The organism is Agrobacterium vacciniicorymbosi (assembly GCF_040427045.1).
In the GTDB taxonomy this organism is placed as follows: Bacteria; Pseudomonadota; Alphaproteobacteria; order Rhizobiales; family Rhizobiaceae; genus Agrobacterium.
This window is the reverse complement of the sequence record NZ_JBETMF010000017.1, coordinates 30152-53574: the sequence shown is the minus strand read 5'-3', so window position 1 is coordinate 53574 and position 23423 is coordinate 30152. Positions and strand designations below refer to the sequence as shown.

The 23423-nt window shown below is 58.8% G+C and carries 22 protein-coding genes; 12 read left to right on the top strand and 10 right to left on the bottom strand.

Annotated features, from left to right (window positions below):
• Positions 1–22: 22 nt before the first annotated feature.
• The 3 genes from ABUK73_RS21625 (at position 23) to ABUK73_RS21615 (ending at position 4294) form a co-directional block, all read left to right on the top strand.
• Positions 23–733, top strand: a complete 711-nt coding sequence (locus ABUK73_RS21625) for an ABC transporter ATP-binding protein (RefSeq protein ID WP_353579067.1) — start codon at positions 23–25, stop codon at positions 731–733.
• A complete protein-coding gene (locus tag ABUK73_RS21620) occupies positions 730–3288 on the top strand; it encodes an ABC transporter permease (protein WP_353579066.1) in 2559 nt (852 codons plus the stop codon). Before ABUK73_RS21625 ends, ABUK73_RS21620 begins: the two co-directional genes overlap by 4 nt.
• Before the next feature lie 268 nt (positions 3289–3556).
• The gene (locus ABUK73_RS21615; protein ID WP_113087434.1) at positions 3557–4294 is read left to right on the top strand and encodes a Bax inhibitor-1/YccA family protein; all 738 of its coding nucleotides are present in this window, start codon (positions 3557–3559) and stop codon (positions 4292–4294) included.
• 78 nt (positions 4295–4372) lie between these two features.
• Here the strand turns inward: ABUK73_RS21615 and ABUK73_RS21610 are convergent, their stop codons facing one another.
• The 3 genes from ABUK73_RS21610 to acnA form a co-directional block, all read right to left on the bottom strand.
• Positions 4373–4765: a DUF2794 domain-containing protein gene (locus ABUK73_RS21610; RefSeq protein WP_353579065.1), complete on the bottom strand. Its 393-nt coding sequence runs from the start codon at positions 4763–4765 to the stop codon at positions 4373–4375.
• A 287-nt stretch (positions 4766–5052) separates the two neighbouring features.
• Positions 5053–5805, bottom strand: a complete 753-nt coding sequence (locus ABUK73_RS21605; RefSeq protein ID WP_113087436.1) for a DUF1223 domain-containing protein — start codon at positions 5803–5805, stop codon at positions 5053–5055.
• Between the two features lie 212 nt (positions 5806–6017).
• On the bottom strand, positions 6018–8711 hold the full coding sequence (acnA, locus tag ABUK73_RS21600; RefSeq protein ID WP_353579064.1) for an aconitate hydratase AcnA: 2694 nt from the start codon (positions 8709–8711) through the stop codon (positions 6018–6020).
• 274 nt (positions 8712–8985) lie between these two features.
• Between acnA and ccmA the strand changes: the two genes are divergently transcribed.
• From ccmA to ABUK73_RS21575, 5 genes are all read left to right on the top strand, one after another.
• The gene (gene ccmA, locus ABUK73_RS21595) at positions 8986–9627 is read left to right on the top strand and encodes a heme ABC exporter ATP-binding protein CcmA (RefSeq protein ID WP_353579063.1); all 642 of its coding nucleotides are present in this window, start codon (positions 8986–8988) and stop codon (positions 9625–9627) included.
• Positions 9628–9868: 241 nt separating this feature from the next.
• On the top strand, positions 9869–10528 hold the full coding sequence (ccmB, locus tag ABUK73_RS21590) for a heme exporter protein CcmB (protein ID WP_113087439.1): 660 nt from the start codon (positions 9869–9871) through the stop codon (positions 10526–10528).
• A gap of 45 nt (positions 10529–10573) precedes the next feature.
• Positions 10574–11344 carry a heme ABC transporter permease gene (locus ABUK73_RS21585; RefSeq protein WP_353579062.1) on the top strand — a complete coding sequence of 257 codons (771 nt, stop codon included), beginning with the start codon at positions 10574–10576 and terminating at the stop codon, positions 11342–11344.
• Positions 11341–11517, top strand: coding sequence for a heme exporter protein CcmD (gene ccmD / locus ABUK73_RS21580; protein WP_353579061.1), 177 nt, complete (start codon positions 11341–11343; stop codon positions 11515–11517). The genes ABUK73_RS21585 and ccmD overlap by 4 nt, the downstream gene beginning before the upstream one ends.
• The gene (locus tag ABUK73_RS21575) at positions 11514–12116 is read left to right on the top strand and encodes a DsbE family thiol:disulfide interchange protein (RefSeq protein ID WP_113087442.1); all 603 of its coding nucleotides are present in this window, start codon (positions 11514–11516) and stop codon (positions 12114–12116) included. Before ccmD ends, ABUK73_RS21575 begins: the two co-directional genes overlap by 4 nt.
• Before the next feature lie 17 nt (positions 12117–12133).
• Here the strand turns inward: ABUK73_RS21575 and ABUK73_RS21570 are convergent, their stop codons facing one another.
• From ABUK73_RS21570 to dapF, 6 genes are all read right to left on the bottom strand, one after another.
• Positions 12134–13324, bottom strand: a complete 1191-nt coding sequence (locus tag ABUK73_RS21570) for a GGDEF domain-containing protein (protein ID WP_353579060.1) — start codon at positions 13322–13324, stop codon at positions 12134–12136.
• A 92-nt stretch (positions 13325–13416) separates the two neighbouring features.
• Positions 13417–14013, bottom strand: a complete 597-nt coding sequence (locus ABUK73_RS21565; RefSeq protein ID WP_454892406.1) for a DUF2585 domain-containing protein — start codon at positions 14011–14013, stop codon at positions 13417–13419.
• On the bottom strand, positions 14010–14660 hold the full coding sequence (locus ABUK73_RS21560; protein WP_353579059.1) for a septation protein A: 651 nt from the start codon (positions 14658–14660) through the stop codon (positions 14010–14012). Before ABUK73_RS21560 ends, ABUK73_RS21565 begins: the two co-directional genes overlap by 4 nt.
• Positions 14661–14662: 2 nt before the next feature.
• Entirely contained in the window at positions 14663–16126 is a 1464-nt protein-coding gene (gene ftsY, locus ABUK73_RS21555) for a signal recognition particle-docking protein FtsY (RefSeq protein WP_353579058.1), read from the bottom strand.
• Between the two features lie 20 nt (positions 16127–16146).
• On the bottom strand, positions 16147–17421 hold the full coding sequence (mtaB, locus tag ABUK73_RS21550) for a tRNA (N(6)-L-threonylcarbamoyladenosine(37)-C(2))-methylthiotransferase MtaB (protein WP_353579057.1): 1275 nt from the start codon (positions 17419–17421) through the stop codon (positions 16147–16149).
• A complete protein-coding gene (gene dapF / locus ABUK73_RS21545; RefSeq protein ID WP_353579056.1) occupies positions 17418–18320 on the bottom strand; it encodes a diaminopimelate epimerase in 903 nt (300 codons plus the stop codon). The genes mtaB and dapF overlap by 4 nt, the downstream gene beginning before the upstream one ends.
• An 873-nt stretch (positions 18321–19193) precedes the next feature.
• Between dapF and ABUK73_RS21540 the strand changes: the two genes are divergently transcribed.
• Positions 19194–19322: a hypothetical protein gene (locus tag ABUK73_RS21540; RefSeq protein WP_353579055.1), complete on the top strand. Its 129-nt coding sequence runs from the start codon at positions 19194–19196 to the stop codon at positions 19320–19322.
• 87 nt (positions 19323–19409) lie between these two features.
• Here the strand turns inward: ABUK73_RS21540 and ABUK73_RS21535 are convergent, their stop codons facing one another.
• Complete coding sequence (locus ABUK73_RS21535) at positions 19410–20480, bottom strand: MBL fold metallo-hydrolase (RefSeq protein ID WP_353579054.1); 1071 nt, start codon at positions 20478–20480, stop codon at positions 19410–19412.
• Between the two features lie 142 nt (positions 20481–20622).
• Between ABUK73_RS21535 and ABUK73_RS21530 the strand changes: the two genes are divergently transcribed.
• The 3 genes from ABUK73_RS21530 to ABUK73_RS21520 all read left to right on the top strand — a co-directional run bounded on the left by ABUK73_RS21530 (position 20623) and on the right by ABUK73_RS21520 (position 23397).
• On the top strand, positions 20623–21204 hold the full coding sequence (locus tag ABUK73_RS21530; RefSeq protein ID WP_353579053.1) for a hypothetical protein: 582 nt from the start codon (positions 20623–20625) through the stop codon (positions 21202–21204).
• A 277-nt stretch (positions 21205–21481) separates the two neighbouring features.
• Complete coding sequence (gene ffh, locus ABUK73_RS21525) at positions 21482–23071, top strand: signal recognition particle protein (RefSeq protein ID WP_353579052.1); 1590 nt, start codon at positions 21482–21484, stop codon at positions 23069–23071.
• 8 nt (positions 23072–23079) lie between these two features.
• On the top strand, positions 23080–23397 hold the full coding sequence (locus ABUK73_RS21520) for a chorismate mutase (protein ID WP_113087451.1): 318 nt from the start codon (positions 23080–23082) through the stop codon (positions 23395–23397).
• The last annotated feature ends 26 nt before the right edge of the window (positions 23398–23423 follow it).

Genomic DNA, 23423 nt, shown 5'->3' with positions numbered 1-23423 from the left:
CCTTCATATAGGAACGCGAATTGTGACGAAAAGCATCATCGAGCTGAATAAGGCGGATCTGACCCTGGGCAACGCCGCCGCTTCCGTCCACGTTCTCAAAAGCATCGACCTCAGCATCGCAGAAGGTGAGGCCGTTGGTATCGTCGGGCCTTCCGGCTCCGGCAAATCCACGCTTTTGATGGTTCTGGCCGGTCTGGAGCGGCTCGATAGCGGCGAGATCACAATTGCGGGAACAGAGCTTCACAATCTGGGAGAAGATGCTCTTGCGGAGTTTCGCGGGCGCAATGTCGGGATCGTATTCCAGTCTTTCCACCTGATTGCGAATATGACCGCTTTGGAAAACGTTGCCGTGCCTTTGGAGCTGGCCAATGTCGCCAACCCTTTCGACATCGCCAAAAAGGAGCTGGTGGCCGTTGGGCTCGGCGAAAGGCTCAATCACTATCCGGGCCAGCTTTCCGGCGGCGAGCAGCAGCGCGTCGCCATTGCCCGTGCGCTCGCGCCTTCGCCCGCCGTGTTGATCGCGGATGAGCCGACCGGAAATCTGGACACGGATACCGGCAAACAGATTGCCGATCTTCTGTTTTCCAAACAGGCAGAACGCGGCATGACGATGATCCTCGTCACCCACGATGTTTCACTCGCCGCCCGCTGCTCGCGCCAGATCAAGGTGCGCTCAGGCCTGATCGAAGGCGATAGCACGATATCGAAGCCTGCGCAGGCGGTTTTGGCATGAGCCGCTTCGTGCCGTCGCTGTTCAATATCCGCAACGCGCTGCGCCTTGCCCGGCGTGAAATTCGCGGCGGTTTTCGCGGCTTTTACATCTTTCTGGCCTGTATTGCTCTGGGAACCGGGGCGATTGCCGCCGTCAATTCCGTTTCCCGCGCCGTCACCAGCTCCATCGCCACCGAAGGCCAATCCATTCTGGCCGGCGATGTGCGCTTTGAACTGCGCAATCGCGAAGTGACCACGGATGAGCGCGCCTATCTGGATGGTCTTGGCCAAGTTGCCGTTTCCACCGGTCTGCGTTCCATGGCACGGTTGGCGGATGGGTCGCAACAGACACTGGCCGAGGTTAAGGCCGTGGATGGTGCCTATCCGCTCTACGGCACCTTTGAGGCGGAACCAGCCGCCCCGCTCTCGCAATTGCTGGCGAAGCAGGGCGAAGCTTACGGCGCTGTCGCCGCCCCTCTTCTGCTCGAACGGCTTGGTATCAAGGTCGGTGACGAATTGCTGCTCGGCAATGTTCGACTCAAACTGTCCGCCACCGTCTTCAATGAGCCGGATGCTTTGTCTGATGGTTTTGGCTTTGCGCCGCGGCTGCTTATCAGCCGCGATGCGCTCTTCGCATCGGGCCTTGTCCAGACCGGCAGCCTTGTCGAACATGGCTACAAAATCCGTCTGAACGACCCGTCCAAACGCGCGACGATCACCGAAGATACCAACCGGGAATTTCCCAACGCGGGCTGGTCAATCCGCACCAGCGATCGTGCCGCCCCTTCGCTCACCGAAAACGTCAACCGTTTCTCGCAGTTCCTGACGCTTGTGGGTCTGACGGCTCTTATCGTCGGTGGCGTTGGCGTCGCCAATGCTGTGCGCGCTTTTCTCGATTCCAAACGCACGACCATCGCCTCGCTGAAATGCCTTGGCGCACCGGCCAGCGTCGTCACCATGACCTATCTGTTCCAGATCGCCTTCATTGCCTGCATCGGCATCGTCATCGGGCTGATGCTGGGGGCGGTCACACCGCTGATTGCCATGCGGTTTCTGGAAGGTGTGCTTCCCGTTCCCAATGAGCTGGCGATCTATCCCGGCCCGTTGTTTCTGGCAGGCATCTTCGGTCTGCTGACAACGCTTGCCTTCGCCGTTATGCCGTTGGGGCAGGCGAGGGAAGTGCCAGCAACCGCGCTGTTTCGCGAGCAGGGTTTCGAGGAAAACCGCCTGCCGTCCTGGCCCTATCTTCTTGCCACCGCTGTTCTTCTGGCGGCACTTGCTGGTCTTGCCATCTTCTCTGCGGAAGAGCGCTATATCGCCTCGGTGTTTCTGGCGGCGGTCGCTTTCGTCTTCGTGGTGCTGCGTCTGGTTGCCTGGGGCATCAAGGCCATTGCAAGGCGAAGCCCGCGTGTTCATTCCGCCGCTCTGCGGCTCGCCATCGGCAACATCCACCGCCCCGGCGCACTGACGCCGTCTGTCGTTCTGTCACTCGGTCTCGGCCTCACGCTGCTCGTCACGCTGACGCTGATCGACGGAAATCTGCGCCGTGAACTGACGGGCAGCCTGCCCGAGAGGGCGCCGAATTTCTTCTTCGTGGATATTCAGGGCGCAGATCGCGATGGCTTCCGTGATCTTGTGCAGAAACAGGCACCGGAGGGCGTGCTGACCGAAGTGCCGATGCTGCGCGGCCGTATTCTGGCGCTCAACGGCCAGGATGTCACCAAGATCGACGTGCCACCCGCAGGCCGCTGGGTTCTGCGTGGTGATCGCGGGATTACCTATGCGCAAGACATGCCCGAGAATGCCAAGCTGTCTCAAGGCAGCTGGTGGGACAAGGATTATAGTGGCGAGCCGCTCGTGTCCTTTGCATCGGAAGAGGCGGGTGAACTTGGCCTGAAGATCAGCGATAGCGTCACCGTCAATGTTTTAGGCCGCAACATCACCGCCAAGATTGCCAATCTGCGCGACGTGCAATGGGAATCACTGTCTCTCAACTTCGTCATGGTCTTTTCGCCCAATACGTTCCGCGGTGCGCCGCATGCGTGGCTCGCGACGTTGTCCGACCCATCGGCCACGGCTGCCAAGGAAGGCGAAATCCTGCGCGCCGTCACCAATGCCTATCCGACCATCACAAGTGTGCGGGTGAAGGATGCGCTGGATGTGGTCAACCGCCTTGTCGATCAGCTTGCCACTGCCATTCGCGCTGCCGCCGCCGTTGCCCTTATCGCCTCGGTGCTGGTGCTGGCTGGAGCTCTGGCTGCCGGAAATCGCGCCCGCACGCATGACGCGGTCATTCTCAAGACCTTGGGCGGCACACGCGCCATGCTGATCCGCGCCTTCTCCTACGAATACATGATGCTGGGTCTGGCGACGGCCATTTTTGCGCTGTTTGCCGGTGGCGTTTCCGCATGGTTCGTCATTGCCCGCATCATGAAACTGCCCTCCAGCTTTCTGCCGGATGTCGCCATCGGCACCATCGTCGTGGCCCTCGTCATGACTGTCGGCATCGGCCTCATCGGTACATGGCGGATACTGGGGCAAAAGGCAGCGCCGGTTCTGCGGCAGGCAGGAGAGTAAGATAAACGAGAGCCCGGAACCGAAGAGCATTCTGAAAAGTTGTACGCCACTTAACTTTAACGATTAAATCTCTGTAATGATCGCCAAAACGTTATCGATTTTCGCGCATACGGTGTTTTTTCGGCTCTGAAAGCTCTTGTATCTATGAAACGATATCATCATATTCTTCGGTAGGCTTGCTGTAGCTCCGCAGCGGCGCCTGGGATATAGTCGTGAAACGACGATATGCCCGACACCGTAGCAATTTCGGAGCTCAAAAGAGGTAACAATGTCTGACTTCAACAATTACCAGAACCGTATGGCCCAGGGTCATGCACAGTCTGGTGCCATGATCGACCAGGGTCTGCGCACCTATATGCTGAAGGTTTATAACCTGATGGCACTTGCGCTGGTAATTACCGGCGTAGCGTCCTTCTTCACCTATACAATGGCGGTTTCCAACCCCGCTTTCGCGCAGCTGCTCTATGGCTCCCCGCTGAAATGGGTAGTGATGTTCGCACCGCTGGGTCTGGTGCTTTTCCTTAGCTTCCGCATTCAGAACATGAGTGTCCCTGCCGCGCAGGCAACCTTCTGGGGTTACGCCGCGCTGATGGGTATCTCGCTGTCGTCGATCTTCCTGGTCTATACCGGCCAGAGCATCGTACAGACGTTCTTCATCACGGCTGCTTCCTTCGGTGCCCTGTCGCTTTACGGCTACACCACAAAGAAGGACCTGTCCGGCATGGGCTCGTTCCTGATCATGGGTCTGTTCGGCCTGATCATCGCGTCGCTCGTCAACATCTTCCTGCAGTCGTCTGCCATGGGCTTTGCGATCTCCGCCATCGGCGTGCTGATCTTCGCTGGTCTGACGGCTTATGACACGCAGAAGATCAAGGAAATGTATTTCGACGGTGACGATGTTGCGACTGCTGGCCGTAAAGCCATCATGGGCGCGCTGACGCTCTACCTCGACTTCATCAACCTCTTCATGTTCCTGCTGCAGTTCCTCGGAAACCGCGACAAGTAAGATCTGATGAGATAGACATCGAAAAGGCGGCTCTCGGGCCGCCTTTTTTGTTGTCCGTATCTCTCGCGATGCTGGGGATCACTCGATCAGCTTCAGCACCTTGTCGAAGACTTTCAGCACCTGCGGCAACTCGTGCCCTCGCTTCAGAATGCGACCATCGACATTGACGACGCTGAACGCGCCCTGCTTGGCCGCAAGCTTGGGGTTCTTCTCAATGCGGAACAGAGGCATCTCGCCGGACCGTTTGAAAACGGAGAACACCGCCTTGTCCTTCAAATGGTCGATGGCATAGTCGCGCCATTCTCCTTCACCCACCATGCGCCCATAGATGCGCAATATCGCATCCAGTTCACGGCGATGGAAGGTGATCGGCAAGGGGTCCTTGCTCTGCTTGTATTCACGGAGATCGATGACGGATGAGCTATCTCTGTGAGATGAACCTGCGCGCTGCAAATCCGGCTGATCGGTCATCAGGCAACCTCGCTCAACTGCAAATGACATTTGTACGACAGTCTGCCGCCACGCTGGCGAAATTGCAAGCCTTGGCGCAGCCCTTCAAAAAATGCTTCGCAGGTAATAATTTAGGCAGATCTTAAAGGTGCAATTGCCCTATTTCGGTCAAACCATGGCCCGAATTGGGTGGAATATTGCTGAAGTCAATTGATGCCTAGGCACCAAGATGACCCGGTCCGGTGCATTGACCCTTTACCCCCAGCCCCCAATGCCCGGACCGGATCTCCTCACCCTTCAGGGTGAACTCAATTCCCAGATGGTAAAAGAACGCTCGCGCCAATGATGGCAGCCGGATTGCCCTGCGCATCCGTCGTCTGCAACAGAACCGCGCACCCGCCGTTCTGCGCCTTGCTCATGATGCTGGCTGGCAGCTTCACCGCCATCGACTTTCCATCCCACATGCCCACAGTCTGAACGTCATAGACGCTGTGCCAGTAGGAAATCTTCTTTCCCTGATTTTCGCCCTTCTGGACGTCCACGATCTGCTCGCGGGTGAAATAGGCAACGACGACATCCGCCTTGCCATGGCCTTCGCCAATATCGATGGCGATCTCATCGTTGATGCGCTGTGCCTTTACCGGCACGCTCAGGCCTTCGCCCGCATTCTTGAAGGCATCCAGGCGGCTGTAGATGGCGTTCATATCGGCGCCCTTGACGTGGTCGCGACCATTCACCACCGCCTGCGGCGTATAGACATTGTTGCGGCCCAGCGCCCGCGCATAGCCATATTGCCGCTCGGTATTTTCCTTAGACGCCAGCGAATCCGCCCAGCCGAGATAGTTCCAGTAATCGACATGGTAAGACAGGCCGATCACGTCGCCCTTCTGGATGAGTTTGCGCATTGCCTCATCTGCGGGCGGGCACGACGCGCAGCCCTGCGAGGTGAAAAGCTCCACAACGCCCTTTACCGTCTCCTGCGCCTGCGCGGAGACCGCCGCAACGGTGCTGAGCACACACAGTGAAAGACCAAATGTCAAAGGTCCATATTTAAAAGACATTGCGAAACCCTTGTCTGGACGCCTATCCAGACCATTGATGCTATCAATACATGTCGGGACGCGACGGCGAAAATAGCGCCGAAATCCCTTCAATAGAAAGTCACGATGGGGTGAGTGCCGATCACGAAGCGTGCCCGCCATTTCACTCCCGTCATCTTACGCAAAAACGCCGGGATTGCTCCCGGCGTTTTTCTGTCTCGATGATCGATGGCTTATGCAGCCAGATCGCGAAGAACGGTCTGCAGAATGCCACCATTGTTCATGTAGATCACTTCGTCCAGCGTATCGATGCGGCAAAGGATCGGAATGTCCTTCACGGTGCCGTCGCCATAGGTGATCTTGGCGATCTTCTTCTCGCGTGGCTTGATGTCGCCTTCGAGACCGTCGATCTCGACTGTTTCATCGCCCTTGAGGTTGAGGCTTGCCCATGTGGTGCCTTCTTCGAAGACGAATGGGACAACGCCCATGCCAACGAGGTTGGAACGGTGGATACGCTCAAACGACTGCGCGATGACAGCCTTGACGCCGAGCAGGTTCGTGCCCTTGGCAGCCCAGTCACGCGAAGAACCGTTGCCGTATTCTACGCCTGCGAAGATGACGAGCGGAACGCCCTCGGCCTTGTACTGCATGGCCGCATCGTAAATCGACATCTCTTCCTTGGACGGATAGTGGATGGTGTAGCCACCCTCCTTGCCGTTCGGCCCAAGCATGTGGTTGCGAATACGGATGTTGGCGAATGTGCCGCGCATCATCACTTCGTGGTTACCACGGCGTGTGCCGTACTGGTTGAAGTCGGCAACGCCCACGCCGTTTTCGGTGAGGTATGCACCGGCAGGGGAAGCAGCCTTGATCGAACCGGCCGGAGAAATATGGTCGGTGGTGATCTTGTCGCCGAAGAGACCGAGAACGCGTGCGCCCTTGATGTTCTTCAAGCCTGTGCCGGTCTTGCCCATGCCCACGAAATAAGGCGGGTTCTGCACATAGGTCGACTTGTCGTCCCATGCATAGGTCTGGCCCGGAGGAACCTGAACGGCCTGCCAATTCTCGTCGCCCTTGAACACGTCTGCATACTTCGACTCGTAGAGTTCGCGCGTGACGTATTTCAGGATGAATTCCTGGATTTCGGCAGATGTCGGCCAGATGTCCTTAAGGAATACAGGCTGTCCATCGGAACCCGTACCAAGCGGCTCGGTCGTCAGGTCTTTCTGAACCGTGCCAGCCAGCGCGTAAGCGACGACGAGCGGCGGGGAAGCGAGGTAGTTCGCCTGAACGTCCGGCGAGATACGGCCTTCGAAGTTACGGTTGCCGGAGAGAACGCCAGCGGTGATCAGACCCTTGTCGTTGATGGTCTTGGAGATCGGCGCTGGCAGCGGACCGGAGTTACCGATGCAGGTCGTGCAGCCGAAGCCGACGAGGTTGAAGCCGATGGCATCCAGATCCTTCTGAAGACCGGACTTTTCCAGATATTCGCCAACAACCTGAGATCCCGGTGCAAGCGACGTCTTGACCCAAGGCTTGGATGTCAGACCCTTGGCCACTGCGTTGCGGGCCAGAAGTCCGGCAGCAATCAGAACCGATGGGTTGGACGTGTTGGTGCAGGAGGTGATGGCAGCAATGGCAACATCGCCATGGCCGAGATCGAAATCCGTGCCTTCGACAGGATAGCGGTTGTCGAGCTGGCCGGGCTTCTTGTAGTCGGCTTCCAATGCTGTCGCAAAGCCGGAGGCGATGCCTTCCAGAGAGATGCGGCCTTCAGGACGCTTTGGACCGGCCATGGATGGCACGACGTCGCCGAGGTCGAGTTCCAGCGTGTCGGTGAAGACAAGCTCGGAGCCGTCGCCCGTGCGCCACATGTCCTGCGCCTTGGAATAAGCTTCGACCAGTGCGATGCGGTCCTTGGTGCGGCCAGACATGGTAAGGTAGTTGATGGTTTCGCCGTCAACCGGGAAGAAGCCGCAGGTCGCGCCGTATTCTGGACCCATGTTGCCGATGGTGGCACGGTCGGCCAATGTCATCGAATCAAGGCCAGGGCCGAAGAATTCGACGAACTTGGAGACAACGCCCTTCTTGCGCAGCATCTGAACGACTGTGAGCACGAGGTCGGTGGCGGTGACGCCTTCCTTGACCTTGCCCGTCAGCTTGAAGCCGATGACTTCAGGCAGAAGCATGGAAACCGGCTGGCCAAGCATGGCAGCCTCGGCTTCGATACCGCCAACGCCCCAGCCCAGAACGCCCAGACCATTGATCATGGTCGTGTGGCTGTCGGTGCCGACGCAGGTGTCTGGGTAAGCGATGGTTTCGCCGTCTTCTTCCTTGGTCCAGACCGTCTGGCCGAGATATTCGAGGTTCACCTGGTGACAGATGCCGGTGCCGGGCGGAACAACGCGGAAGTTCTTGAACGCCTGCTGGCCCCACTTCAGGAAGCGGTAACGCTCGCCGTTGCGCTCATATTCCAGCTCCACGTTGCGGGCAAAAGCCGTTGGCGTGCCGAATTCGTCGACGATAACAGAGTGATCGATAACCAGATCGACGGGAACGAGCGGGTTGATCTTTTCAGGATCGCCACCCAGAGCCACCATGGCATCGCGCATAGCGGCAAGATCGACCACGGCTGGAACGCCGGTGAAGTCCTGCATCAGAACGCGGGCAGGGCGGTAGGCGATTTCGTTTTCGACGCGGCCCTTGTTGTTCAGCCAGTCGGCAACGGCCGTGATGTGCTCCTTGGTAACGGTCTGGCCGTCTTCAAAGCGCAGCAGGTTCTCAAGCAGAACCTTCATCGAATAGGGAAGTTTCGAAACGCCCGTCAGGCCGTTCGCTTCCGCCTTCGGCAGACTGAAATAAACATAGTCCTTACCGTCAACGGTAAGAACGGAACGACAATTGAAACTGTCTAGAGATTTAGCCACGGATAAAAACCCCGCTTCCTCTGAGTAGCCAACACGCGCGTGCGGACCCCTGTGCAACACGTGCACATCAGGATGCGGGTACGGTCATTTCCGCTGTCCGCACGAGAAGGATGTTTTCACACCCTTCAGGCCCGGCGCTATATGATGATCACGCCGACCGCTGGCGTGGTTGAAAGTCATATAGATAATTTCATCGAAACGTGCCAGACCGGAAAAAGCCCTAAATCGATTTTTTTGCCATCGAGATGATTAAAATCTTAAACGAGATGATCCCATGCTGCTGACAGCAGAAAATCTCGCCGCCCGCCGCGGCGAAGATTTGATATTCATGAATGTTTCCTTCAAGTTAACGAGCGGGCAGGCGCTGGTACTGACCGGGCCGAACGGCTCTGGAAAATCCACGCTTTTACGCGTCATCGCGGGCCTGTTGCGGCCGGAAACAGGCAGCATAAAGATAGCCGGCGAAGGGATTGAAAACGGCACCCACGCGTCAGAAGCCAGCCACTATCTCGGCCACAAGAATGCAATGAAGCAGGAACTCACGGTTTTCGAAAATCTCGATTTCTGGAAAGATTTTTTGGGTGATTTCAACCATGGTCCCTCCATGGGGATAGAAGAGGCTGCCGAAACCGTCGGCCTGTCCGGCATCACCCATCTTCCCTTCGGCTATCTCTCCGCCGGTCAGCAGCGCCGATTCGCCATGGCCAAACTACTTGTTGCATGGAGACCCATCTGGATACTGGACGAGCCGACGGCTGCACTGGATGCGAGTGCGGATGTTATGTTCACGGGGTTGGTGGAATCGCATCTGGCAAAGGGCGGTATCGTGATGGCCGCGACGCATCAATCGCTTGGGCTGGGTAATGCGCAGGAGTTGCAGATGACGGGGTTTGCTGGGGTGGAGATAGCGTGGTGATCGTCGAGTTTGCCGCTACCCCCCTCTGCCCTGCCGGGCATCTCCCCCTCAGGTGGGGAGATCGACTCGCGGCGACCTTTCGGCTATCTCTCGCGTCGAGAGTGAAGTGGTGTCTGAGCGCCCAGCCGATCTCCCCCGTTGAGGGGGAGATGTCCGGCAGGACAGAGGGGGGTAGCTACACCCACCGAACCCATCCATTATCCACGCGGTGCGATCTGACCTACGCTGCGAGCACCACCCAATGACCGCCCTCTTCCTCCGCGACCTCAAACTCTCCATCCGCGCAGGCGGCGGTGCGCTGATCGGTGTCCTTTTCTTCATGACCGTCGTTGCCGTCATCCCCTTCGGTGTCGGCCCTGACCTCAATCTCCTGTCCCGCATCGGCCCCGCCATTGTCTGGATCGGCGCGCTTCTCGCCGCTCTCCTCGGCCTCGACCGCCTGTTTCAGGCCGAACGCGACGACGGCTCGCTCGATCTCATCCTGATGCAGGAAAACCCGCTGGTGCTGACGGTTCTGGTGAAATGCCTCGCTCACTGGACAGCCACTAGCCTGCCGCTGGTCATCGCATCGCCGCTGCTCGGCCTGTTCATGAACATGAGCGAAGTCGCCATTGGCGCTGTCATGGTGACGCTTCTGGTCGGCTCCCCTGCGCTGACCTTCATTGGGGCAGTGGGTGCGGCGGTGGCCGTGGCTCTGCCGCGTGGCGGGTTGCTGGTGTCCATCCTCGTTCTGCCGCTTTGCATTCCCGTTCTCATTTTCGGTGTCAGCGCATCCTACGCCGCCGTTCAGGACCCCGCACCTTTCATGCCACCGTTCCTGATCCTGATCGCCATCACGCTTTTTTCATCGGTCGTCGGTCCGTTCTTTGCCGCTTTGGCATTGCGCAGTTCGATGGATTGATAAGGATCAATTGCGGCCATCACGCTCTCGCTGTAGAAAGACGCCATGAACGATACGAGCCTTGCCATGACCAAATTCAGTGATCTTGCCAACCCGACACGGTTTCTGGCATTGGCCTCTCGCATTTTACCGTGGCTGGCGGCGCTGTCGGCACTCTGTCTTGCCGTCGGTCTCTATCTCGCCTTTACGACGGATAGCGATTACCAGCAGGGCAATACGGTGCGCATCATGTATGTGCATGTGCCCGCCGCTTGGCTGTCGATGATGTGTTATACGGTCATGGCCGCATCCGCCATCGGCACGCTGGTCTGGCGGCACCCGTTGGCGGATGTCGCCCACCGGTCTGCCGCCCCGATCGGCGCTGCCTTCACACTCATTGCTCTGGTCACCGGTTCCCTCTGGGGCAAGCCCATGTGGGGCACATGGTGGGTGTGGGATGCGCGGCTCACTTCCGTCTTCATTCTGTTTCTGATGTATCTGGGTCTGATCGCATTCAACAAGGCCATGGAAGATCCCTCCAAGGCAGCCCGCGTCAGCGCGGTGCTGATCCTCGTCGGCTTCGTCAACATCCCCATCATCAAATTCTCGGTCGAATGGTGGAACACGCTGCACCAGCCTGCCAGCGTCATTCGCATGAGTGGCCCGGCCATTGCATCGGAGTTTCTCTGGCCGCTGCTCATCATGGCGCTCGGCTTTACGCTTTTGTTCTTCACCCTTCACATCGCTTCCATGCGCAATGAAATCTGGCGCAGACGCATTGCGGCCCAACGCCGTCTGGCTGCCCGCATGGCAGGCCGGGAGAGTGCCAAGCCATGAGCCACGCTTTTTATATCGGCATGTCCTATGCCTTGACCGGTTTGATCGTTTCGGTCCTGATTGCCTGGATCTGGTTTGATGGACGCGCTCGGCGCAAGGAAATGGCGCAGCTTGAGGCCTCCGGCGTCCGCCGCCGGGCGCGCGCCGCCCCGTCAGACGGAGCATCCGCATGACCAAGGATAGCCAGATCGCTCCCGCTTCCTCGGGTAAAAAAGCGCGCGTGCTTCTTGCCCTTCTGCCCTTGCTCGCCTTCGCAGGCTTTGCCGCCATCGCCGCCAAGATGCTGTATGAGCAGGACGTCAACGGGCTTGACGTCAGCGCCATCCCGTCTGCTTTGATCAACACCAAGGCACCATCGCTGGCACTGCCGCCGCTTGAAGGCTCCGGCCTTCCCGCGCTGACCGATGCGGCGATCAAGGACAAGGTGACCTTGGTCAATGTCTTTGCTTCGTGGTGTGTGCCGTGTCGGCAGGAGCATCCAATGCTGACGGAAATGTCGAAAGACGAGCGGCTGAACGTGGTCGGCATCAATTACAAGGACAAATCGGACAACGCCCTGCGTTTCCTCGGCGAACTCGGCAATCCCTATGATGCCATCGGTATCGACCCGAATGGCAAAGCCGCCATTGACTGGGGTGTCTATGGCATTCCAGAGACCTATCTCGTGGATAGAAACGGCATTATCGTCTACAAAAAGGTCGGGCCGATCGATGCCGCGACCTATGAGCGGGACATTATCCCGGCCATCGAAAGAGCGATCGCCGGAGACTGAAAGCTCCAACGCGCAGATCAGGATTTCGGCACGGCCTTGAGCGCGGGCGCTGCTTTCGCTGCCTGAACATGCATGCCCTCCTGCACCACCTGGTTTCGGCCCGCCTGCTTGGCCCGGTAGAGGAAACCGTCAGCGCGGCCAATCGCATCATGAATGGAGTGATCGCCCCGCGCCACGGAGGAGATGCCGAAGCTGGTGGTGATCTGCCGGTTCATGCCGATCTCGCTCCAGTCGCGTGCGGCAAAGCCACAGCGCACCATATTGGCCAGAACCGCCGCTTCCGAGGCCTTGAGGTCGGGAATAAAGACGACGAATTCCTCGCCGCCGAAGCGCGCTATCTTCGCATTATCAGGCAGTCTTTCCCGCAATAGCTCTGCTACCGCGATGATGACGAGATCGCCGGTCGCGTGGCCGAAGTCGTCATTGACCTGCTTGAAATGGTCGATATCGCCCATCAGCACGACGCCTGAAGGCGGTTCCGAGGCGCGGAAGTCAGGGGCAGCAAGATCGAAGCCGCGCCGGTTGAGCAGCCCCGTGAGTGGATCGTGATCCGCCGCAAAGCGATGCTGCGCCAGAATATGCGCCGCCGCACTGGCCAGCACCGCAAGCGCCAGCAGAAAGCCGAAAATGCTGGCGGCAAACTGCATGAGATAGGCATAGTCTGATGTCAGATAGTCATCGACGCTTTGCAGGGAGTTGCTGCTGGTCATCGACAGCAGCACGACGACACGCGTCATGGTCTCCAGCACAACGGCGGCCACGGCGGCCAGCAGCAGCCTGTCCATGCCGTGACGCAATTTCTTGCGCACTAGCCAGATGGATGGCGCCAAAAGAGCGGCACACATAGTGTCGCTGAGGGCAAGGCCGAGGCGTAAGTCGGGCTGCAAGAAAATGAAGAAACAGACGCCCAGAAACGCAAAGACGGCCAGCGCTACGCGCGGCCACACATGCGGTTTTGCGTTAAAATGCAGCAGCAAGGCGTGGCCGTAGCAAAAAAAGGCTGCGAAAAACACGATGTTCGACAAGACGGCCTGCGTCAGCGCGAAATTGTCCTGCAACACCATGGGAATGGCAAAGCCGCTGGCCGCGCAGATATAGCCGATGCCCCAGTAACGACCGGAGCGGAAGCCGATTGTTTGCAGGCTGATAAAGATCAGCCCAAAGGTCAGCATGATAAAGGGCAGCAGATAGGCAAAATTATCCTGCAAGATATCGACCCTTATGCAAAACAATAAAGCACAACCTCTAATGAGGCTTCGTTAAAAAAGTATCCGCTTATAATTAGATTTCATACAGTGGTTCAGGAGGCAGGCAGCGCATTCTGCCATTCCTTGATGGCATCGATGGGCGCGACCAGCATCAACACGTTCAAGGTCAGATTATCGCGGATCAGCCAGCCGGTGAAAATCTCGAAAAAGATTGCGACGACAACAGTCAGCCAGATCGGCATGCGGGCGGCGAAGAAAAAGCCGACCATCATGAACACCGTGTCCATAGCCGAATTCAAGATGCTGTCACCGCTGTAACCTAGCGCCATCGTCGCGGTGCGGTAGCGGTCGATGATGATGGGCGAATTTTCGAGCAGTTCCCAGGCCGCCTCGATGAGAACGGCGAAGGACAGTCGCATCCCGATATTCTGCTTGCGAAACAGCAACCAAGCAAAGCCATAAAACAGGAAGCCGTGAATGATGTGGGATGGCGTGTACCAATCGGCCAAATGCTGCGAATTGCCCGGCGTATTCACGCCCGGCTCGAACAGCTTGACGTAACCGCATTCGCAGATCGGGACGCGGCCCATGAAGTACAGAATGACAATCTGCGCGACGAGCAAAGCTGCTGCGACACCGAACCATTTGTAGGACGTCGAGCGCGACGCAGACATGTCCGCAACTGTCATTTCTTGTCTTTCGTCAGCGGTTCGGTGGAGTGGCGCATGATGAGCGGCATCTGCGCCATGGTGAAGATGATGGTAATGGGCATGGTGCCCCAGACCTTGAAAGCAACCCATGTATCGGTGGAAAATCCGCGCCAGACGACTTCGTTGAGGACGGCCAGAAACAGGAAGAAAAAGCCCCAGCGGAAGGTCAACTTGCGCCAGCCTTCTTCATTCAGCTTGAAGGCAGAGTTGAAGACGTAGCCGAGAAGTGATTGACCGAACAGCAGACCACCGAGCAGGATGACGCCGAACAGGGTGTTGACGATAGTCGGCTTCATCTTGATGAAGGTGTCGTTCTGCAGATAGAGCGTCAGCGCCCCGAAGACGAGAACCACGATGCCCGAGATGAGCGGCATCATCGGCAGGGTGCGCGTCAATATCCAGGAGACGGTCAGCGCAACGATCGTCGCGATCATGAACAGGCCGGTGGCGATGAAGATCGGGCCACCGAACTCGGTGAGAACCGGGAACGTCGTTGCCAGCCACTCGCCTTTGGAATTGGCGAAGAAGAAAATCAGCAACGGCCCCAGTTCGAGCGCGAATTTCAATAGCGGGCTGATTTCCCGCACCATTTTTTCGCTTTCGCGCTGATTGCTTTCCACATCCATACTCAAACTCCCGCAATCGCTTTGGCGAAATCTTCCGCCTCGAAGGGCTCCAGATCGTCCACGCCTTCACCGACGCCGATGAAATACACCGGCAGCTTATGTTTCGCAGCAATGGCAACGAGGATACCGCCGCGCGCCGTGCCATCCAATTTTGTCATAATCAGGCCGGAAACGCCCGCGATGTTGCGGAAAATTTCGACCTGGTTCATCGCGTTCTGGCCGGTGGTCGCATCCAGCGTCTGCAACACGGTGTGCGGAGCATCCGGATCGAGTTTGCCCAGCACGCGCACGATCTTTTCCAGCTCGGCCATTAATTCGGTCTTGTTCTGCAAGCGGCCAGCGGTGTCGATGATGAGAACATCACTCTTTTTGGCCAGCGCATGCTCGTAAGCGTCATAGGCAAGTCCCGCTGCATCCGCACCAAGCTTGGTGCCGATGAATTCCGAACCGGTGCGATCCGCCCAGATTTTCAGCTGCTCAATGGCTGCGGCACGGAACGTATCGCCCGCCGCCAGCATGACTTTCAGGCCGGAACCGGACAGCTTCGCTGCCAGCTTGCCGATGGTCGTGGTCTTGCCGGTTCCATTGACGCCGACGACGAGGATGACATGCGGCTTGTGAGACAGATCAAGCTCCAGCGGCTTGGCGACTGGGGCCAGTACCTTGGTAATCTCACCCGCCATGATACGGGCCACGTCCTCGCCGCTCACATCCTTGCCATAGCGTTCGGATGACAGCGCGCCGGTGATGCGCATGGCGGTTTCCAGCCCGAGATCGGACTGGATCAGCAAATCTTCCAGCTCATCCAGCGTGTCTTCATCCAGCTTGCGCTTGGTGAAGAGGGCAGAAATCTGGCTGGTCAGCTGCGATGAGGTACGAGAAAGCCCCGCGCGCAGGCGCTGGAACCAGGTGAGTTTCGGCTCCGGCAGCGCCTCGACGGGCTCGATCCGGTCGCTTGCGGAGGCAAATCCCTTGGGAAGCACGGTTGGGGAAGGGGTCGCATCGGCAAGCTCTGGCCCCGTCGCTTCCTCCGCCTCTTCCAGCAATTTATCCATGGCGGCATCGTCGAGCGGCGCGTCGGGAGCGACCTGCTCCTGCTCTAAGGCGGTGCTATCGTCCTGCGCTTCGGCTTCGGCCTGCAGCAGCGAAAGCGGCACCATGCCGATATCGCCGACCTGCTCGGTGCCCGGAAGCAGCGGTGCTTCTTCTTCCTCTGCGTCGGTTTCCTGCGGGCTGGGCTCGCTCTCGACCAAGCTGTCGGGGGCGGGGCCGCCCGCGGTTTCCATTTCGACCTCGGAAACCGGATCGTCGGCCACGGGCGCATGCGCTTCGGCTTCGCTCAACACCTCTTCGAAGGTGGCGGGGTGATCGCTCGTGGGTAGGGGCGTCTGGTCCGCGTCCGGCTTGTCCGTTTCGGCCTTATCCTTGCCGAAGGAAAAAACTTTTTTGATGAAGCCGAGGGCCATGACGATTCCGTATCTTTAAGTCACGCAGCGTGTGCTGCCAGACATTGCATACTCAAGTGTTTTCCGTTGTGACCGGTAATCACAACCTGCGCAAGGGTGCGGGGTGCAAGATCGGCTGCGGCAACGAGGGTGAAATTGTCAGTATGGGCAAAGCCGTTATTCTCGACCAGCACGGTCTGCGTGGTGCCGACCATGCGGGTCAGATGCGCATCCCGCAAGGTTTCGCCGCGCTGGCGCAGCCGTGCCGCCCGCTGCTTGATCAGCCCACGGTCCAGTTGCGGCATGCGCGCCGCTGGCGTGCCGGGGCGTGGGCTGTAGGGGAAGACATGCAGGTTGGAGATGCCGCATTCTTCCGCAAGGGTCGCGGCGTTTTCGAACATCTCCTCGGTTTCCGTCGGGAAACCAGCAATCATATCTGCCCCGAACGCCATCTCCGGGCGCAGCGCCTTGACCTGATGACAGAAGGCGATGGCATCGGCGCGCATATGGCGGCGTTTCATGCGTTTCAGGATCATGTCATCGCCGTGCTGGAGCGACAGGTGCAGATGCGGCATGAAGCGCGGCTCGTCAGCGATGAGGTCCAGCAGATGCCTGTCCACCTCGATACTGTCGATGGAGGATAACCGCAAACGCAGGATATCGGGCACCTGTTTCAGTAGCGCCTTGGCCAGATATCCCAGCGAGGGTTCGCCCGGCAGATCGGCACCATAGCTGGTGGCATCGACGCCGGTCAGTACGACTTCGCGATACCCGCTCATCGTCAGCTTGCGGGCCTGTTCGACCACAGCGCCCATCGGCACGGAGCGGGAATTACCGCGTCCGTAGGGAATGACGCAGAAGGTGCAGCGATGGTCGCAGCCGTTCTGCACCTGAATGAAGGCGCGCACATGCCCATCGATATGCTTGATCATCTGCGGCGCGGTGGCGCGCACGCTCATGATATCGTTGACGCGCAGCTTTTCTTCCGCCGAGACGCCAAAATCGGGAAGCGCGCGATAGGAGGCGCTTTTCAGCTTTTCTTCGTTGCCCAGCACGGCATCGACTTCCGGCATTTCGGCAAAAGTCTCTTTTTCCGTCTGCGCGGCACAGCCAGTGACGATGATGCGGGCATGCGGGTTTTCCCGGCGGGCGCGGCGGATGGCGGAGCGTGCCTGACGCACCGCTTCGCCTGTCACGGCACAGGTGTTGACCAGCACGGCATTGTTCAGCCCCGCCTTCTCGGCCTCCGCCCGCATCACTTCCGATTCGTAGGTATTGAGGCGGCAGCCGAAGGTTATGACCTCGACGCCGCTCATAAAGCCGCCTGTTCCGGCGCGGCATCGCGCTGCCATGTACCCGTTACCGGGTTGAGGGTGCCAGCCCATTCCCATTCGGCAGGGCCGGTCATAATGACATGGTTGTCTTCGCGCCATTCGATAGTGAGCGGGATTCGCACCGGGCTGGAGGCGACATCGATTTCGACGGTGCGGCCAGTGCGGCCCGTGCGGGCAGCGGACACGGCGGCAGCACAGGCGGCGGAACCGCAGGCCAGCGTCAGGCCCGCGCCACGCTCGAAGGTGCGGGTGCGCAGCGCCCTGTCAGATATGACCTGCGCGAGCGTGATATTGGCCTTTTCCGGAAACATCGGGTGGTTTTCCAGCAGCGGGCCGAAACGCTCCAGATCGAACTCCATTGGATCGCGGTCCACCCAGAACACCGCATGCGGATTGCCAATCGACATGACGGCAGGCGAATGCAGCACGGGATCGTCGATTGGCCCGATCTGAAGCTCGATGCGGCTGGTATCGTGGAATTCTTCGGAAAGCGGAATATCGCTCCAGCGGAAGTGCGGCAGACCCATATCGACGGAAATCATGCCATCTTCACGCTCGGAGGCATTGAGAATGCCAGCCACCGTCTGAAAGGTGAATGCCTTTTTACCGGTCTCGGCAGCCAGCGCCTGCACCACGCAGCGCGTGCCATTGCCGCAGGCCTGCGCCTTGGTGCCATCGCAATTGAGAATATCGATATAGGCATCGGTGCCATCGATCTTGGGATCGTGAATGGCCATGATCTGATCGAACGCGGTCTCGGGATCAGCATTCAGCGCAATCGCCGCCTGCGGTGTGACCATATCCTTGCGACCGCGCATATCGACAACAAGGATCTTGTTACCAAGCCCGTTCATCTTCGCAAATTCGACCGTATTCGACATGATCCTGAACCTGTTTGGGGTGTTTGCCCAGCACGGCTGGCGCATTTGCCTCTATATGGCGGAATTGAGGGCGAATTACCAGTGCGTGGTGAGGTGTTGGGTTTGGTGGGGGGTGGCTGGCGTTGGAGTAATCGCGCCTCTCTGTCTTGTAAGCAGGGGGGCTACGGCTTGCTGGACGCTATTGTAAGGAGGTCCGCCACACCCACCGCCCTCATGCTGAGGTGCTTTGGCCGAAGGACAAAGCCTCGAAGCATCTGCCGCATACTCTGCCCTAAGCCCGCTACCCCCGTCCTTCGAGGCCCCTACGGGGCACCTCAGGATGAGGGTTGCTGCGGTGTGCCGCGCATCCAGCCTCTTACCTGCCCTCTTTAGCCATTCTGATGCACGGGCTTAAGTTGCTGGTCTGCGATCCCTCCCATGTCTACAACTGGTGCAGTGAGCGTGCCTCCTGCCAATCTCCCCCTCGTGGGGAAGATGTCCGGCAGGGCAGAGGGGGCGATCTCGCCCTGCGCTCTCATGGGGACGCCCGCCACACCCTCCGCCCTCATGCTGAGGTGGGAGCGAAGCGACCCTCGAAGCATCCGCCGCACACTCTGCCCCCCCCCACGCCCGCAACCCTCGTCCTTCGAGGGTCGCTTTGCTCGCGCCTCAGGATGAGGGTTGCTGCCGTTGTGTCTAGACTGACTTCCCGCTTCACAACGATATTGGTGTACCGTGCTAACGTTGCAGCCAAAGCTCCCCCAGCCACAAACCCAAAAAACACAACCGTCCCCGTCGCATTCGCCCGACCAATCAACCCCCTCTATCAGAAACCGCTTGCCTTTGCAGGCCAGATAGCCGCTAAGATGGGGGCGCAGAATGGGAGTATAGATCATGGCCAAGGGTCAGGTTCGTAGCAATAAAGAAGTCAGAAAACCCAAGAAGGACAAGGTGGCGCCTGCGGCGGCTCCGACGCTTGGGTCGCAGGTGAAGGCCAGCGAGAGCACGACCAAGAAGAAGTAAGCATTTCGCTGTTGTGCAGTGGGATGGTGCCCGGGGCGATGTCTCGGGTAAGGGCGCTTTTGGCATGGCCGAAGCGCCCTTTTTCATTCATGCCATCGGCACGTCGAAGACTTCGCTGGGGTGCATCGGGCGGAAGCGGTCTGGGGAGACGTCGTATTCTGTCAGCGCTGCCTTCAAGGCGATGATCGGCGCGTCGATGGCTTCGTCAGTGAGTTGAACAGTGCCCCAATGGTGGCCGCAGGCATAGGCTGCGTTGCAGATTTTCATTCCTTCCACGGCTTCTGACGGGTTCTGGTGCTGGCCTTTCATGAACCAGCGGGGCTCGTAAGCGCCAAACGGCAAGTTGGCGAGGCGGAAAGAGCCGTGTTTCTTGGCGGCGGCGTGGTAGTTCAGGCCGCTGTGGAAGCCGGTATCGCCGATGTGATAAATCTTGCCGCCTGGTGTTTCGATGACGAAGGCGGCCCAGAGCGCCATGCGGCGATCGTTGAGGCCTCGCGCCGACCAGTGATGGCAGGGCTCGAAATGGATTTTCACATCCGGTGAGGCGGGCAATACGTCGCCCCAGTCGCCGGTCGAAATTTTTGCCGCCTGCACGCGGGTACGGATGACGACATCATTGCCGAGGGGTGTGATGAAATGCGGCTTGTGGTGGATGTGCAGCTGTTGCAGCGTTTCCAGATCGAGATGGTCGTAATGATTATGCGTGACCAGTACGATGTCGATGGGCGGCAGATCCTTGAACTGGATGCCGGGCGGATTGACACGCTTGGGACCGGCGAAGCTGAAGGGGCTGGTGCGTTCCGACCAGACCGGATCGATCAGGATATTGAGGCCAGCCGTCTGGATGAGGAAGGACGCGTGGCCGATAAAGGTGACCCGCAGATTTGTGCCGTTCACGCGCTCGTCCGGTTTGACGAAGGGGAACGGGCTGGGATAGGCGTCCGGCCATGTGGCCTTGTTGCCATCGAACCGCCACTTCATGAGATCGAGAAACCCATTGGGCGCTTCGCCGCCGGGATTGAAAAACCGCGCGCCATCGAAATGGTCGGAGAGCGGGCCTTTATAATAGGCGCTGGCACTGGACTGGCGCGCGTAAAGACCGCCGCCTGCAAGCAGTGCACCGAGAAAGGAGAGTTTGAAGAGGCTTCGTCTTTTCATCCCTCATGTGTAAGTCTGCGAAGCCCCGCATTCAATGCCGACGGCGTCAGGCTTGTCGAATTTTGAAAAATTGTTGTAAAACTACCGACGTACAACCATTTCGATTTTTCATGTTCGTAAACCTATTTCAGGAGACGCCACCATGACGATCCTCAGATTTCTTGCTCTTCCTTTTGTGCTTCTGCTCATGTTGGCCGCGACGGTGCGGGCCGAACCATTGCCCGAACCGGTGAACGGCGTGACCTTCGAGGAATGGGCCTCTGCCAACGGACGGATCGCCAACCATCAGGACAAGCAGGAGGTGATCGCCATACTGGGTCTCGACATGCACTCCTATGAGGCCGTCGACGTTGCCTTTACCGAGGCGCTGAAGACATCCGCCCCCGATGGCGACATCATGCGGGTGTTCGGCGAGGCATTCGGCGATCCCAACCGGGGCCGTTTCGCCAAGACCGAGCAGGTCGACATCGAGGGCAAGCTGGCGACGCTGGACGATTATGCGCGCGTGCAGGGGCATTTGCAGGCGGCAACCGAACTCAAGCTCGACCCTGCCAAGGTTCTTAAAGAGCATAACCTCACGCCCTACGAGTTTTCGCAGGAAGCCGGGCGCTGGGTCCGCGTCATGGCCATGGAAGCGTCCAAGAGCTCCGACAATGTCATCAAATACAATGTCGCCATCGAGCGCTACCGCCAGGAATATCTCGCCAAAGGCTCGAAGAATTGATCTGACGGCGCGCGGACGACAGCATCCGGAACGGCAAAAACCAGCTTTGGCTTGACTCCTGCGGGCTTTTGCTGTTTACCCGCGCCCATCAGCTGGCAGTTTCATGACCGCAGCCGCCGACCGGGACCCGCAAGGTATAAAGAGATCCCGGAGGCAAACATCCGACAGCGCGATGCGCCCTCGGGTGCTTTTTGGCTATGCCCTTTCCCGGGCGTCTTGTTTTTGACAGCAAAAGAACCGACGTTTCGGTGACCCCGAAACGAAGAAGGATGACGCAATGTTTGAAAACCTCCAGGACCGCCTTGGCTCCATTCTGAATGGACTGACCGGCCGTGGCGCGCTTTCGGAAGCCGATGTAACGGCGGCCCTGCGCGAGGTTCGCCGTGCGCTTCTGGAAGCGGACGTGGCGCTCGAAGTCGTGCGGTCCTTCACCGACAAGGTACGTGAAAAGGCCGTCGGCGCCTCGGTTCTCAAAGCCATCAAGCCCGGCCAGATGGTCGTCAAGATCGTCCATGACGAACTGGTCGAGATGCTGGGCTCCGAAGGCGTGGCCATCGACCTGCACGCGGCTGCCCCCGTCGTCATCATGATGGTGGGTCTGCAGGGCTCTGGTAAGACGACCACGACAGGCAAGATCGCCAAGCGCCTGACCGACCGCGACAAGAAGAAGGTGCTGATGGCATCTCTCGACACGCGTCGTCCGGCAGCGCAGGAGCAGTTGCGCCAGCTCGGCGTGCAGACGGGCGTCGATACGCTGCCGATCATTGCAGGACAATCGCCGACCGATATCGCTTCGCGCGCCGTGCAGGCGGCCAAGCTCGGCGGCCATGATGTCGTGATCCTCGATACCGCCGGTCGTACCCACATCGACGAGCCGTTGATGATGGAAATGGCGGATATCAAGAAAAACGCCAAGCCGCATGAAATTCTGCTGGTCGCGGATAGTTTGACCGGTCAGGACGCCGTCAATCTGGCCCGCAACTTCGATGAGCGCGTCGGCATTACCGGCCTCGTGCTGACCCGTATGGACGGCGATGGCCGTGGCGGTGCAGCGCTCTCGATGCGTGCGGTGACCGGCAAGCCGATCAAGCTGATCGGTACCGGCGAGCGCATGGGCGAGCTGGACGAGTTCCACCCGCGCCGTATCGCCGACCGAATTCTGGGCATGGGCGACATTGTTTCGCTGGTCGAAAAGGCTGCTGAAAACATCGACGCGGAAAAAGCCGCGGCGATGGCCAAGAAGATGCAGTCCGGCAAGTTCGATCTGAACGATCTGGCCGACCAGCTGGGCCAGATGAAGAAAATGGGCGGCATGGGCGGCATCATGGGAATGATGCCCGGCATGGCGGGCATGAAGGACAAGATGGCGGCATCCGGTATGAACGACAAGATGTTCGACCGCCAGATCGCCATCATCTCTTCGATGACCAAGGCCGAGCGCGCCAACCCTGACATGCTGAAACACAGCCGCAAGAAGCGCATCGCTGCCGGTTCCGGCACGGACGCTGCCGAAATCAACAAGCTGCTCAAGATGCATCGCGGCATGGCCGACATGATGAAAGCCATGGGCGGCAAGGGCAAGGGCGGCATCATGAAACAGATGATGGGTGGACTTGCGGGCAAGATGGGCCTTGGCGGTGGAATGGGTGGCGGAATGGGCGGAATGCCTGATCTCGCCAATATGGACCCCAAGCAGCTGGAAGCGCTTCAAAAGCAGGCGGAAGCCGCAGGTCTTGGCAAGCCCGGCGCTATGCCTCCCGGTCTTGGTGGCATGGGCGGAATGCCCGGTCTTCCCGGTTTGGGCGGACCGAAGCTTCCGGGTCTGGGTGGTCTTCCCGGCCTGCCCGGTTTTGGCAAGAAGAAGTGAGAGCTGGCATGACCGATGCAGAGATAAAGGCCCAACTTTCGCAATACCGCCAGTCCATCGACAATATCGATGCGGCGCTGGTGCATATGCTGGCAGAACGGTTCCAACGCACCAAGGCGGTTGGCGTTTTGAAAGCAACCCACGAATTGCCGCCGGCAGACCCGGCGCGCGAGGAATACCAGATCGAACGCCTGCGCCGTCTGGCAAAGGACGCCAATCTGGACCCGGATTTTGCTGAGAAGTTTTTAAACTTCATCATCAAGGAAGTCATCCGGCATCATGAAGCAATTGCCGCTGAACACAACGGCACCGACAAGACCGCCTGACCGGCGGGCAAGCCATTATAAGGAGA